Source organism: Zobellia alginiliquefaciens (assembly GCF_029323795.1).
In the GTDB taxonomy this organism is placed as follows: domain Bacteria; phylum Bacteroidota; class Bacteroidia; order Flavobacteriales; family Flavobacteriaceae; genus Zobellia; species Zobellia alginiliquefaciens.
The window spans coordinates 4,405,315-4,419,234 of sequence record NZ_CP119758.1 but is presented as its reverse complement, the minus strand read 5'-3'; the positions used below and the strand labels follow the sequence as shown (position 1 = coordinate 4,419,234).

12 protein-coding genes are annotated in these 13,920 nt (G+C 36.9%); 6 read left to right on the top strand and 6 right to left on the bottom strand.

The window, feature by feature from the left end:
- Window positions 1–17 precede the first annotated feature (17 nt).
- Both P0077_RS18065 and P0077_RS18060 read left to right on the top strand, forming a co-directional pair.
- Entirely contained in the window at window positions 18–338 is a 321-nt protein-coding gene (locus P0077_RS18065) for a hypothetical protein (protein ID WP_194527125.1), read from the top strand.
- The gene (locus P0077_RS18060) at window positions 338–997 is read left to right on the top strand and encodes an alpha/beta hydrolase (RefSeq protein ID WP_276166603.1); all 660 of its coding nucleotides are present in this window, start codon (window positions 338–340) and stop codon (window positions 995–997) included. The genes P0077_RS18065 and P0077_RS18060 overlap by 1 nt, the downstream gene beginning before the upstream one ends.
- A gap of 1 nt (window position 998) precedes the next feature.
- Here the strand turns inward: P0077_RS18060 and P0077_RS18055 are convergent, their stop codons facing one another.
- Both P0077_RS18055 and P0077_RS18050 read right to left on the bottom strand, forming a co-directional pair.
- Entirely contained in the window at window positions 999–1,493 is a 495-nt protein-coding gene (locus P0077_RS18055; protein WP_276166602.1) for a hydrolase, read from the bottom strand.
- Between the two features lie 20 nt (window positions 1,494–1,513).
- The gene (locus tag P0077_RS18050; RefSeq protein ID WP_276166601.1) at window positions 1,514–2,290 is read right to left on the bottom strand and encodes an MBL fold metallo-hydrolase; all 777 of its coding nucleotides are present in this window, start codon (window positions 2,288–2,290) and stop codon (window positions 1,514–1,516) included.
- A gap of 77 nt (window positions 2,291–2,367) precedes the next feature.
- Here P0077_RS18050 and P0077_RS18045 point away from each other — a divergent pair, with 77 nt between their 5' ends.
- Window positions 2,368–3,831, top strand: a complete 1,464-nt coding sequence (locus tag P0077_RS18045) for a TonB-dependent receptor (protein WP_276166600.1) — start codon at window positions 2,368–2,370, stop codon at window positions 3,829–3,831.
- Between the two features lie 63 nt (window positions 3,832–3,894).
- Here the strand turns inward: P0077_RS18045 and bcp are convergent, their stop codons facing one another.
- The gene (bcp, locus tag P0077_RS18040) at window positions 3,895–4,350 is read right to left on the bottom strand and encodes a thioredoxin-dependent thiol peroxidase (RefSeq protein ID WP_276166599.1); all 456 of its coding nucleotides are present in this window, start codon (window positions 4,348–4,350) and stop codon (window positions 3,895–3,897) included.
- A gap of 50 nt (window positions 4,351–4,400) precedes the next feature.
- Between bcp and P0077_RS18035 the strand changes: the two genes are divergently transcribed.
- Window positions 4,401–5,078, top strand: a complete 678-nt coding sequence (locus P0077_RS18035; RefSeq protein ID WP_276166598.1) for an endonuclease III domain-containing protein — start codon at window positions 4,401–4,403, stop codon at window positions 5,076–5,078.
- Between the two features lie 223 nt (window positions 5,079–5,301).
- Here the strand turns inward: P0077_RS18035 and P0077_RS18030 are convergent, their stop codons facing one another.
- Both P0077_RS18030 and P0077_RS18025 read right to left on the bottom strand, forming a co-directional pair.
- Window positions 5,302–5,883: an RNA polymerase sigma factor gene (locus P0077_RS18030; protein ID WP_276166597.1), complete on the bottom strand. Its 582-nt coding sequence runs from the start codon at window positions 5,881–5,883 to the stop codon at window positions 5,302–5,304.
- A 633-nt stretch (window positions 5,884–6,516) separates the two neighbouring features.
- Window positions 6,517–7,098: a sigma-70 family RNA polymerase sigma factor gene (locus P0077_RS18025; protein ID WP_276166596.1), complete on the bottom strand. Its 582-nt coding sequence runs from the start codon at window positions 7,096–7,098 to the stop codon at window positions 6,517–6,519.
- Between the two features lie 245 nt (window positions 7,099–7,343).
- Between P0077_RS18025 and uvrA the strand changes: the two genes are divergently transcribed.
- Window positions 7,344–10,121, top strand: coding sequence for an excinuclease ABC subunit UvrA (gene uvrA, locus P0077_RS18020; protein ID WP_276166595.1), 2,778 nt, complete (start codon window positions 7,344–7,346; stop codon window positions 10,119–10,121).
- Between the two features lie 229 nt (window positions 10,122–10,350).
- The gene (locus P0077_RS18015; protein WP_276166594.1) at window positions 10,351–11,538 is read left to right on the top strand and encodes a hypothetical protein; all 1,188 of its coding nucleotides are present in this window, start codon (window positions 10,351–10,353) and stop codon (window positions 11,536–11,538) included.
- Window positions 11,539–11,614: 76 nt separating this feature from the next.
- Here P0077_RS18015 and P0077_RS18010 read toward each other — a convergent pair whose 3' ends face one another.
- The gene (locus tag P0077_RS18010) at window positions 11,615–13,918 is read right to left on the bottom strand and encodes an FdhF/YdeP family oxidoreductase (RefSeq protein WP_276166593.1); all 2,304 of its coding nucleotides are present in this window, start codon (window positions 13,916–13,918) and stop codon (window positions 11,615–11,617) included.
- Window positions 13,919–13,920 lie beyond the last annotated feature (2 nt).

Below are 13,920 nucleotides of genomic sequence, written 5' to 3'. Positions count from 1 at the left end.
ACGTTAACTTTGGCTCCATGAACACAGTAAAAGAAGGAAAAACTGCCGCCTTAACGGCTTATTTTACTTTAATAGGCTCGCTTATAGCCCTGAGTATGAACTCCGAAACTAGAAATGAGTTTGCCAGATTTCATATTCGTCAAGCTCTTGGGTTACATTTATTCTTCTTAGGTTTCGCTTTATTTCTTAGCCAATGGTTTAATCAATATGCCTGGTACGGGCTATACATTTGCTATTTTGTACTTTGGTGGTATGGTTTTATTGGCGCTTTACAAGAAAAAAGACAATCCGTGCCTCTTGTTGGAGGCTTGATTCAAAAATGGCTTAAATTTATATAATGACAACAGCTCCCCTATCCCTAGAACATCTCATCAGACCATCTTCATTGACCGAGGGAAAACCTCCCGTTTTATTTATGTTTCATGGTTATGGCAGCAATGAAGAAGACTTATTTTCTTTTGCGCCGGAACTACCCGAAGAACTTTGTGTGATTTCAGTACGGGCGCCCTACCCTATGGAACCTTATGGAAATGCCTGGTATGCTATTAATTTTGATGCCCAGCAAGGTAAATGGAGTGATGATGAGCAAGCAAAATCTTCTCGGGACAAGATTGTCGCTTTTATAGATGAAGCCTGTGCCACCTATGCTCTGGATGCAGAACGTGTTACCATTTTAGGTTTTAGCCAAGGTACCATTCTAAGTTATGCAGTTGCGCTTTCCTACCCAGAGAAAATTAAAAATGTAATCGCATTAAGTGGTTATATCAATGAAGCTATTTTAAAGGGTGGGTTTGAAGACCAAGATCATTCCGGTTTAAAAATATATGCTTCACACGGCCAAGTAGACCAAGTTATTCCACCGGAATGGGCACAACGTGCACCAGAATTTCTAAAGAATTTGAACATTGACCATGTTTATGAGGAATTCCCCGTAGGTCATGGCGTTGCTCCTCAAAACTTCTATTCCTTTAAGAAGTGGTTGGCAGATAAAATCTAAACTATTCGCTGCGGGTATACAGCAAATGGTCTAGCATAGTGAAATCTACGCCTAAATCATCTTTAAGCTCGTACTTAATTAAAAGTTCTCCCCAATATTTTCCATCGGAAAAATCCGTTAGAATCCATTTGTGGTTTAGCACTTTGATTTTATTGATTTTAAAATCGCTTTCCATCCCCTCGTAAGGCACTAAAGGGTTATCACCTTTACTTTCGTTGGTCTCAAGCAACTTATCAGCAATATATCTAGATGGGTTTTCCAGCTGCAAGTGATCGTAATACGCCAAAGCATCATCATTGTTTTCCAAGGAAAAGTATTGCATTTCCAACACCTTTAATTTTGCATCTTGCACCGAGTCTTTTAACTGATCTATTTCAGCTTCCAGCTTAGCGATACGCTCATCTTTAACTGTAGCCATCTTTCCATTGCTCACAAAAAGATAAAGGCAAATAAGTGATACAAAAATCAATAGATAAAAAACGATTCTACTTTTCATAAATAAATATGGTTTGTAATTTAAACTGTAATGGTTAGATTATCGTATGCCAAATGTACATTTTTAGGCAATTTTTTCTCAACTTCGGCATGAAACCCCAACATATGGCTAATATGAGTGAGGTAAGCTATATCCGGATTCATCTCCTCTATAAACTCCAAAGCCTCTTCTAGGTTAAAATGGGAATGATGAGGCTCCTCCCGAAGCGCGTTCACAACCAAAACCTTACTGTTTTTTACTTTTTCCGCTTCCTCGTCTGTAATTGTCTTAACATCGGTTAAATACGTAAAGTCCTTAATGCGAAAACCAAGTACTTTAATACGATTGTGACTAGCTTCAATAGGAATCACCTTTACATCTCCAACGATAAAAGGGGTATCCTTATCTACAAGATTGACGGCTACTGCCGGGGCGCCAGGGTACCTGTTTTCATCAGCAAAAATATAATCAAAGCGTTTTTTAAGAGAGTCCGCCACTCGTTCGTGCGCATAAATTGGTACATCGCCCTGTCTAAAAAAATAAGGTCTAATATCATCTAAACCGGCGGTATGATCAGAATGCTCATGGGTAAAAAAAATGCCATCTAAGGTAGTCACCTGGTTTGTAAGCATTTGTTGTCTAAAATCAGGCCCGCAATCAATAACATAATTACAGTTACCCCATGAAACCAATGCAGAAACACGGAGTCTTTTATCTCTTGGGTCATCACTATTGCAAACTGGGTGATTACTGCCTATTACTGGGATTCCCTGTGAAGTGCCCGTACCCAAAAAAGTAATTTTTAACGCATCGTTCATCTAGAGTCAAATTTATAACTAAAAAATTTAATAGGTAACCCGATCTTGTTAACTTTGTTAAAAGCAAAATCGGACAAATGGCTTCAGTTTTAAAACGAGATACGGTATTTGAGAATATCCCTTCCATCAAAGCGAAAACTTTGAGAATTAACCTAAATCCTGACATTTACGGAACGTATTCGGAGATTGGTGCGGGCCAAGAAACGGCACGGCACTTCTTTCGCTCCGGAGGTGCTTCTGGAACCATTGCCAAAGCGATGAGTGCCTATGACAAGGATTTTAGCGATGCTATTTATGGTATTGAAGATGATGGCCGATATGTAACGCAATCAAGATTGAAAAAAATGCTTTCTCATGAGATGACCCTTATGGAAGAGCGTATTAGTCGCGAAACACACCCAGAACGTCTTTTCTTTTCGTACGCCAATACAGTGGCTACCATAGATTTTTCCAAACGATACAAAGGTCATGGTTGGGTAGGCATCCGTTTTCAGTTGGATCCTAACCAAAAGGAGTTGGACGAAATTATATTGCACATTCGTTTTAAACAGAACGAAGCACGCTTACAACAAGAAACTTTAGGTATTCTAGGTGTTAACTTAATTTATGGTGCTTTTTATAAGTACCATAAACCAAGGAAAATGCTGAAATATCTTTATGATCATATTGATAAGGATACCGTAGAGATTGATATGGTAAACTTTTCAGGGCCTAATTTTAAAGAGGTTGACAATCGACTAATGAGTCTTCAGTTGATCAGAAACGATATGACCGATGCAGTTATGTTCGGTCCTGATGGAAATAACTTCTTGCCTGCTGCTGCACTTTACAAAAAAAATATATTGGCGCTGCGCGGAAGCTTTAGGCCGGTTACCAAGGTAAATATGGATATGTTCCATAAATCGTACGATATTTTTATTCGCGACCCGGCCGTTAATCAAGAAAGTACCATGGTTATTTTTGAAATAACCCTTTCCAACCTAAAAGCTTCCGGAGAAATAGATGAACAAGATTTTATGGATCGTGCCGAACTGCTTTGTTCTCTTGGCCATACGGTAATGATCTCTAAATTTCAGGAATATTTTAAACTAGTAGAGTACTTTAATAGATATACAAAGGCCAAAATTGGTCTTACTATGGGAGTAAACAACTTGGTAGATATTTTTGACGAGAAATACTACAGACATTTATCCGGTGGAATCTTAGAGGCTTTTGGTAAGCTGTTCTTTAAAGAGTTACAGGTTTACCTCTACCCAATGAAAAATGCCGAAACCGGTCAGATTATGACCAGCAACAATATAAAGGTTCACCCAAGAATGAAAGAGTTGTACAAATTCTTTAAGTACAACGGTAAGGTAATGGACATTATAGATTACGATCCTGAGATTATGCATATTTTCTCAAGAGATGCGCTTAAAAAACTCATCAATGATGAAGAAGGATGGGAAGAAATGTTACCTGAAGGTATTCCTCAGATTATTAAGGATGAGAACCTGTTTACCAGGAAGTTAGTAAAACCAAAAGAAGACAAAGTAGAATAGAATTTAAAAAGGGGCTTAGGCCCCTTTTTTATGAATTTACTTTTTAAAAGCATCAAAATCTACTTATTCTTCAAGCAATTGAGTCGCGTGGTCCTTGGTTTTTACTTTGTCAATTACCTTAGTTACAATTGCATCACCATCTACAAGAAACGTTTTTCTATGGATACCATCGTATTCACGGCCCATGAACTTTTTAGGTCCCCAAACACCAAAAGTGTTGATTACAGTGTGGTCTTCATCTGCCAATAAAGGAAATGGAAAATCATATTTCTTCTTAAAGTTGGTCTGTCTTTTTTCGGAATCCGCACTAACTCCCAATAATTCATACCCTTCAGCCTGAAGATCGGCATAATTATCTCGTAAGTTACATGCTTCAGCAGTACAACCTGGTGTACTAGCTTTTGGATAAAAAAATACAATTAACTTCTTACCTTTAAAATCAGATAATTTAATTGTATTTCCGTCTTGGTCTTTCGATGAAAAATCGGGTACTTTGTCTCCTACTTGCAATGTGTTCATAGCACTTCTTTATTTTGTGTTTCTATTTTCATTGCTAAAATTAGACAAAAATGACAAAAGCGGAAAAGGTTGATTTTACTATTAAAACCCTTAGAGAAATTTATCCATCCATTCCGGTTCCATTAGACCATAAAGACCCCTATACTTTATTAATAGCCGTACTCATGTCCGCCCAAAGTACAGATGTGCGAGTTAACCAAATTACACCTCTTTTATTTGAAAAAGCAGACAACCCTTATGATATGGTAAAATTGTCCGTAGAAGAGATTCGTGAAATTATAAAGCCCGTAGGACTTTCTCCAATGAAATCAAAAGGGATTCATGGTCTATCTAAAATATTGATTGAAAAATATGATGGTGTGGTACCACAAGAAATTGAACTTTTAGAAGAATTTCCCGCTGTAGGGCATAAAACTGCAAGTGTAGTGGTGTCGCAAGCTTTTGGGATACCAGCATTTCCCGTAGATACTCATATCCACAGATTAATGTACCGCTGGGGATTTACAAACGGTAAAAATGTAGTTCAAACTGAAAAAGATGCCAAACGCTTATTTCCAAAAGAAATTTGGAACGACTTGCATCTTCAGATTATCTGGTACGGTAGAGAATATTCCCCGGCCAGAGGATGGAATTTAGACAATGACATCATTACCAAAACTATTGGCAGAAAAACTGTGATAGACAATTATTACAAAGCAAAAAAGACCCGCAAAAAAATCGAGTCTTAGTAATAATATTAGTTCAAGCTATTTTCAAATTGAAAATTCTTGTATTCAACAATATGAAATTGCTTTGAAAAACTCAGCAAAAAGTTGATAGTTTCTTTTGTTGCTTGTATAGCTTTACCTCTTTCAAGGTTCTCAGAGTAAATTTTTTCCATAATAGTAGTATTGTTATACAAAGGATAACGCAACTAGAATGGAAATATTGTCAAAAATTATTAGCGATCTATTAATTCGTTAAAACAATGTTATGCTTATCTATAATTTTTCTAAGATTAATAAGAGCGTAACGCATTCTACCTAAGGCAGTATTGATACTTACCCCTGTATTTTCAGAGATTTCCTTAAAGCTCATATCTTTATAGATACGCATTACTAAAACTTCTTTTTGATCATCCGGTAACTCCTCGATCAAGTGCTTTAAGTCTGATGTAATCTGATCTTTTATAATTTGCTTTTCTGCATTTAACTTATCATCCCCAATTACTGAAAAGATATTGAAGTCATCACTACCTTCAAACATTGGCATTCTTTTGTTCTTTCTGAAGTGATCAATAATCAAGTTATGTGCTATACGCATTACCCACGGTAAAAATTTACCTTCTTCACTATACGAACCTCTTTTTAAAGTTTTTATCACCTTAATAAAGGTATCTTGAAAGATATCTTCAGTAACGTCTCTATCTAGAACCTTTGAATAAATAAAACTAGAAATTCTTTGGTTGTGACGGTTGATTAAGATTTCAAGCGCTTTTTCATCTCCGCTGATATAATCTCTTACTAGTACTGAATCTTCGATTTGTGAGCTCATGGTGTAGGGTTTTTAGTTTTTGACTTGAGACTTTCTGAAGAAAGGCTTTTCGTTATTTAGTTAATTAGAGTTCTATTTTTATCCTTTGGTGGATGACCTTGTTGTTAATTATGATATAAAACTAGATAATAGAGGCCTCTAGAAAAAAACATTGTTGTAAAACCGCCAGTTTTTGATGTGAAAAGCTACTTTTCTATTTTTCTGCAAAATAAAATGCAATGTAGTGCGTTAGCCACACAAAATCAGACTTCTGAAGAATAGCCTGAAAGTGCTGTAATAATAAGTTGCTTTATAATAAATGGGAGATAACATATAGTATGTGCTATAAAGACAGTAAGTATAGTTGGTTATTTCCTACAAAAAAGCCCCGGCAAATTAAATTGCCAGGGCTATATATACTTTAAAAGAACTAGTGCTAGTTCAAATTCGATTCGAATTGTAGGCCTTTTGCTTCTGTAATCTCTAATGCCTTTGAATAATCCAATAGAAATTTAACTGTTGAAGGTTTTGCTTTAGCCAATCTACATTTGTCCGATTCTGTAGCGTAAATTTTTCCCATATCTATTTTAGTATTGTTACAGAAGTATAACGCCACCAAGGTAAATATAATGAATCGGTTCGACCTACCGCTTATTAATTCGTTAAAACAATATTGTGTTGATCAATAATCTTCCTAAGGTTTATCAATGCATAACGCATTCTTCCCAAAGCGGTATTAATACTTACACCCGTATTTTCGGAAATTTCTTTGAAACTCATATCCTTATATATACGCATAATCAAAACTTCTCTCTGATCTGCGGGCAACTCCGCCACAAGAACTTCTAAATCACAATCTATCTGGTCTTTTATTAATTGACGCTCTGCGTTTAGTTTGTCATCTCCTATGAGAGAGAAAATATCAAAACTATCCGCTCCGTCAAACATGGGCATGCGACTACTTTTTCTAAAATGGTCTATAATAAGGTTATGGGCAATACGCATAACCCAAGGTAAAAACTTACCTTCTTCATTATAGGCACCACGTCTAAGGGTTTTAATTACCTTAATAAAGGTGTCTTGAAAAATGTCTTCGGTAATATTACGGTTATTTACTTTGGAATAAATGAAACTGCTTAACCGTTGGTTGTGCTTTTCAATCAAAATTTCCAATGCTTTTTCATCACCGGAAACATAATTTTTAATAAGAAGGGAGTCTTCTGTCAATATATCCATAACAATTACTTTAATAGTTAAAACGAGACGCCTTCCCTATGGAAAGGTCTTGTAGTTAATGTTTTAATCTTTCTAAAAGTAATTTTATGCTATAGGCGTATTAACGTTTTGTTAGGGTTCAAATATAGATAAAATTAAATGACTTTTGAAAATTTCTGTTGTTATGCACACATTTTTTAATGCCATCCGTACAATTTTAGTTATTGAATTCCTCATATCGTATCTTTGCAAACTTAGACAAGAACATGGCAGAAATAGTAGATGTAAACCCTAAACACAACATTATCATTAAAGGTGCAAAACTGCATAATTTAAAGAATATAGATGTTGTTATTCCTCGTAATAAACTTGTAGTTATTACCGGGCTTTCTGGTTCAGGAAAGTCTAGCTTGGCCTTTGATACGTTATACGCAGAAGGTCAAAGGCGTTATGTAGAAAGTCTTTCTTCCTATGCTAGACAGTTTTTAGGAAAATTGGACAAACCCAAGGTTGACTATATAAAAGGTATAGCACCTGCAATTGCCATAGAACAAAAAGTAAACTCTACCAATCCAAGATCTACCGTAGGTACCACAACAGAAATTTATGATTATTTAAAACTTTTATATGCCCGTATTGGGCGCACCATATCCCCTATTTCTGGTCGTGAGGTAAAAAAGAATACGGTTACCGATGTTGTTGAACATGTAAAATCCTATGATGAGGGAACCAAACTCTTGCTGTTGGCCCCAATTGCAATTGATGAAAACAGAGAGACCTTAAAATCTCTCCAATTATTATCTAAACAGGGTTATGCAAGAATAAAATATAATAATGAGGTACTTCGGATAGATAATGTACCGGATGATATTGGCAGAAACTTTGATTTGGTCGTTGATCGAGTTATTGTAAAAGACGATGAAGATTTTTACAATCGTTTGGCCAATGCGGTTGATACTGCTTTTTTTGAAGGTAAAGGTGAATGTACCATTGAAGAACTATCTACCCAAAAGCAAACACCATTCAGCAACAAGTTTGAGTTAGACGGCATGTCTTTCTTGGAGCCCAATGTGCATTTGTTCAGTTTTAACAACCCATATGGAGCCTGCCCAAAATGTGAAGGTTATGGAGATGTTATTGGTATTGATCAGGACCTTGTTGTACCCAATACGGCTTTGTCTGTGTATGAAAATGCCGTGTTTCCCTGGCGTGGTGAGAGTATGGGCTGGTATAGAGACCAACTTGTAAACTCCGCTTATAAGTTTGATTTTCCTATTCACAAACCTTGGTTTGAACTCTCCGAAGAACAAAAACAACTGGTTTGGAATGGCAACGACCACTTCATAGGACTCAATAAATTCTTTGAGCAATTAGAAGAGAAAAGTTACAAAATACAAAATAGGGTAATGCTTTCTCGTTACCGCGGAAAAACAAGGTGTGGAGTCTGCCACGGAAAACGATTAAGAAAGGAAACGGACTATATTAAGGTAGGCGGCAAAAATATCTCGGACTTGGTTGAATTGCCAATTAAAAAACTGATCCCATTTTTTGAAGAATTAGTCCTCGATAAATATGATGAAAAAATAGCTTCTCGTCTTTTAAAGGAAATCAACACTAGATTAGGTTTTCTTCATAAAGTAGGATTAAGCTACCTGACCATGAACCGAAAATCCAATACACTTTCAGGAGGGGAAAGTCAACGTATCAACCTCGCAACATCATTGGGAAGTAGTCTGGTAGGAAGTATGTACATTTTAGATGAACCAAGTATTGGCCTTCATCCAAAAGATACCGAAAACCTAATTGAGGTTCTGCAATCGTTGCGTGACCTTGGTAATACGGTGATTGTTGTAGAACACGATGAAGATATAATGAAAGCGGCGGACGAAGTTATAGACATTGGCCCAGAAGCAGGTACCCATGGTGGCGAAGTAGTTGCCCATGGCACATTAACTGAAGTTCTAAAATCAGCTTCATTAACTGCAAGCTACTTAAACGGAAAAGAAGAAATTGCGGTACCTAACAAAAGAAGAACATCTACAGATTACATTACTATTAAGGGCGCCCGCGAAAACAACTTAAAGAATATAGACGTTACTTTTCCTCTGAATATGCTCACTGTTATTACTGGAGTTTCCGGTAGTGGAAAAAGCACTTTGGTTAAAAAACTGTTATACCCTATCATTCTTAAAGAAGTTGGCGGATACGGTGAAAAAGCAGGTCAGTTTACGAAGGTAGAGGGCAAATACAAGACTATAAAACACGTAGAATTTGTTGACCAAAACCCCATTGGGCGGTCTTCTCGCTCCAACCCGGTAACCTATATAAAGGCTTATGATGATATAAGAAATTTATTTGCATCTCAAAAACTTAGTAAAATAAGGGCCTACCAAGCCAAACACTTTTCTTTTAATGTTGATGGAGGCCGATGTGAAAAATGTAAGGGCGAAGGGGAAATAACAGTGGAAATGCAGTTCATGGCAGACGTTCACTTAAAGTGTGATACCTGCGATGGTAAACGTTTTAAAAAGGAAGTACTGGAAGTTAAGTTCGAAGATGCCAGTATTGATGATGTCCTGAATATGACCATTGATGATGCCATTTCTTTTTTTAATGGGCACAAGCAAACCAAAATTGTAAATAAATTGAAGCCCCTACAAGATGTAGGTTTAGGCTATGTTACTTTAGGGCAATCTTCCTCTACGCTTTCAGGTGGTGAAGCACAGCGAATTAAACTTGCCTCATTCTTGGTAAAAGGCACAACTAAAGATAAAGCCCTTTTTATTTTTGACGAACCCACAACAGGCTTACACTTTCATGATATTAAGAAATTATTGAAATCTTTTGATGCGTTAATCTCTAAAGGGCATTCCGTTATAGTCATAGAACATAATATTGAGCTAATAAAATGTGCCGATTATATCATTGACCTGGGACCTGAAGGTGGCGAAAATGGTGGACAACTTCTAGCCGAAGGCACTCCAGAAGAAATTATTAAGAGTAAAGCCTCCTTTACGGCTAAATACCTTAAAGAGAAGCTATAATTATCAAATAGTATAAAAAACAAGACCCTATTTCCGATTGTGAAAATAGGATCTTGTTTTTTCTAAGCACTATCTAAGATTACCTATTCTCATTTTAAAACTCTATCTAAAAAAAACACAACTTACTGATTACCAATATGTTAATTGCGAGTTGTGGTTTTTGGCATGCTGTTTGTATACTACTACCCGAATGTCAATAATAGCATTCAGAAATTAAAAACCTTATATCATGAGAAACTTACTACTCTTTTTTTCGGTCCTTATTTTAGGCACCTCTGGTGCTATGGCCACAAGTACAGTTGAAGATAAGGTTGCAGAACGCAATGCTTATAGATACAACGACTCATTCATTTTTGTAGAGAATGGCATTACGTTTTCGGTATATCCAGATGGTGAATTCGATTTTTATATAGATAGCCGAGTAACTGGTCGTCGTAATGGAGTAACCTTTAATTCCGGTTATGATTATAGCCCTTATGCACAGTATGATGATTATGGAGCTGTAATTCAAGTTGAGAACGTTCCTATTTATTATGACTATTACGGACGAGTAACCCAAGTTGGGGATGTAGACATAAGCTATAGCAACAACCGTGTTCGTAGTGTTGGGGGAATGTATGTATACTATAACAGAAGAGGTCTTTATGATTACCACACGGGTTATATCAACGTTTACAATAGAAGATATGTGTATAGACCTTTCCATGCTTTTTTCGCTAGACCTATAATTGGATTTAGCCTAGTGTTCAATAAGCCGTACAGAAGATACTACACTCCTATTCGATATACGTACTACAATCCATATAGATATAATAAAAGACGTGCTTACGCTACAATAGGAAAAACACACAGATATAATAAAGTACGAAGCAATAGATCTAAAATTTATAGAAACGACAGGAGAGTAGCTGTAAGGAATAGTACTTCTAGAAACAATAGATCGGTCTCTAATAGGAGTAACACTAATATCAGAACAAATAGAGCTATTGCAAGCCGAGATAATTCAAAAAGAAGAACTATATCTAGAAGTAGTGCTACACGTTCAAATACCCAAAATGGAAAAATAACGAACAGAAGCACAGCGGTAAGATCAAGATCAACAACTCCTTCTAGGAATAAATCGGTTACACAGCGATCTACTACAGTAAGAAGACCTGCTAGTAACACCGTTACTAAAAGAACGGTAACCAAGTCTCCGCGTAGTACAACAGTAAAAAGAAGCACAACGACTTATAGAAGTCCACAAAATAATAGAAGTACAAATAGAACTGTAAGAAAATCCCCTTCTCAGAGTAGAAGTAGTGTTAGCACAAGAAGTTCGTCAAGAACCTCAGTAAGCAAGGCTCCTTCCAGAAGTAGCAGAAATACGGCATCTTCATCAAGAAGCACATCATCTAGAAGTTCTAGAAGATATTAAAAATAGTTTTTAGGTTGGTTAGTTGTTGCCCCCGCAGTAGATTTATTTGCTGCGGGGGTTTTGTTTTATAAAAATATCAGCTAACTTTTTCAACAGTTACTTTAATAGATTTACTGATTGGCGTTTTACTCTTGTCCGCATATTGATCATGTGGAATCAATACATTGGTTTCCGGATAATAAGCGGCCAAATCTCCAGAGGGAATATTATAAGGTATAACCAAAAACTTATTTGCCGTACGCACTTTTCCATCGTAGGTACTACTAATATTGATAACGTCTTTTTTCTTTAGACCTTTCCTTTCCATATCCTCAGGATTCATGAACAACACACGTCGTTCATTATAAATACCCCTGTACCTATCATCCATACCATAAATAGTGGTATTGAACTGATCATGGGATCTAATAGTCATCAACATAAATTCATCAGAATTCAAACTGTGTTCTGGCAACGGATTTAAGGTTAATTGAGCACGCCCATTAGGTAACATGCTAAAATCCAAATCACGAACATTGTTCGGTAAATAATACCCTATTCCTTTAGAACGCTCCTTTGTATTTTCAAAACCCTTGATTACCTTGTCTATACTTTCACGAATAAGGTCATAGTTCTCCCCCATTTCCTTCCACTTAACAGAATGCTTACCTCCAAAAAATGTATGGGCCAGTTCGGCAATTAGTTCAGGTTCACTCTTTATATTTTCAGAAGTGGGTTTTAGCAAGCCACGGGATTGTCTTACACGCCCCATACTATCTTCCATAGTCTGATAGCGAAGGGTGCCGTCTTTCATATCTTTTTCGGAACGTCCAAAAGTTGGTAAAATCAATGCGGTTTTTCCTGTAACCAAGTGAGACCGGTTCAGTTTTGTACTCACCTGAACCGTCAATTCGCAATTTTGCACAGCTTCGGCAGTGTATAACGTATCTGAAGCGGCCATTAAAAAATTACCGCCCAAGCAGAAAAACACTTTACCTTCCTTATCATGCATTGCCTTAATGGCCCCTACCACGTCAACCCCTTCTTTATCAGGGGCCGTAAACCCCAAATGTTGTTTTATGCGTGCATTCAATTCTTCATTTACAAAATGCATAATCCCAACACTACGGTCACCTTGCACATTACTATGTCCGCGTACAGGGCAGGTTCCTGCATTTGGTTTCCCCAATGACCCTTTTAGCATTAATAAATTCAGGTATTCGCAAATGGTAGCAACACCATTTTTATGTTGTGTAAGCCCCATAGCCCAACAAACGACTATATTACTACTGGTGGCTAAAAGTGCTACTGTTTCATTTATTTTCTCCTCACTAACACCACTGAGACGCAAGAGGGTTGATTCATCATAATTTTTAAAATCTTCAATAAGAGCATCATAACCTTCAACATATTCCACTAAAAAATCATGGTCAAAGACTTTCTGCCCATTTTTATCTAAAGCTGCGAGTTTTTTCAGAATTAGCTTCATTAAAGCTATATCTTGATTAATACGCACTTGCAAATGTATATCCGTTAAATCTTCTCCACCTCCAATCAGCCCGTTTAAATGCTGCGGATTTTTAAAATTGATTAAGCCGGATTCCTCCAACGGGTTTATACTAATTACTTTACCACCGTTCTTTTTGCACTTTTCTAGGGCCGAAAGCATTCGTGGATGGTTGGTACCAGGATTTTGGCCCGCAACAATAACAACATCCGCTCCGTACAAATCCTCTAGTTTTACAGAACCTTTACCAATACCCAATGTTTCGGATAGAGCCACACCGCTAGATTCGTGACACATATTGGAGCAATCTGGCATATTGTTAGTTCCTAACGCACGAGCAAACATACCGTATAAATAAGCCGCTTCATTGCTAGAACGCCCGGAAGTATAAAAAATAGCATCGTCGGGCGAATTCAATTTATGAAGTTCTATAGAAATAACCTCATACGCTTCTTCCCAAGAAATAGGCTCATAGTTTACGTTGCCCGGTCTTAATACAAGCGGTTCCGTTATTCTTCCGAATTTATTAAGTTGATATTCCGTAAGTTTAGACAGTTCTTCAACTGAATATTTTCTAAAGAATTCACGGTCTATTTTATGGGTCGTAGCTTCATCTGCAACCGCTTTTGCTCCATTCTCACAATATTCCGCAACGGACGATGGATTTTCGGGATTAGGCCATGCACAGCTAGGGCAATCAAAACCATCTTCTTGATTCAGCTCTAAGAATGCCCGCATAGATCGCACAACCCCCATTTCTTTAAATCCATGACGCAACGCCTCGGTAACTCCTAATTTTCCGGCGGCATACCGAACCGGCTCCGTAATTTTAATATTTGAAAAATCTTCAGAACCTATTACTGTTACGTTTCTATGGAATTCTTTATTAGGCATAC